Genomic DNA, 424 nt, shown 5'->3' with positions numbered 1-424 from the left:
ACACGTATCCTGTACGCGATGGCGAATGAAGGACAGGCCTTTAAAGCGCTCGGCAAAACAAATAAGCGCGGTGTACCGATGTATGCGTTAATCGTAACGATGGCTGTGGCTTGCCTATCACTTCTGACAAAGTTTGCGCAGGCTGAAACCGTATATATGGTGCTGTTATCATTGGCGGGCATGAGCGCGCAGGTCGGCTGGATTACGATCTCGCTTTCCCAAATCATGTTCAGACGCAAATATATCCGCGAAGGCGGCAAGACAGAAGATCTGAAATTCAAAACACCGCTGTATCCGGTGCTTCCGCTGATCGGCCTGACATTAAATACAGTCGTGCTTATCAGCCTCGCATTTGATCCGGAGCAGCGTATCGCGCTGTATTGCGGTGTACCGTTTATGATCATTTGCTACATCATTTATCATG

At 48.8% G+C, this 424-nt stretch carries 1 protein-coding gene; it reads left to right on the top strand.

Annotation, left to right across the window (positions count from 1 at the left end):
- Positions 1–424 (top strand): amino acid permease (locus RVS70_RS22675; protein WP_321134988.1); only part of this gene is annotated, 424 nt, incomplete at both ends.

Origin of the sequence: Virgibacillus sp. M23 (assembly GCF_034190895.1) — a bacterium.
GTDB lineage: Bacteria > Bacillota > Bacilli > Bacillales > Amphibacillaceae > Virgibacillus > Virgibacillus salarius.
This window is presented reverse-complemented; position numbering and strand designations above follow the sequence as displayed.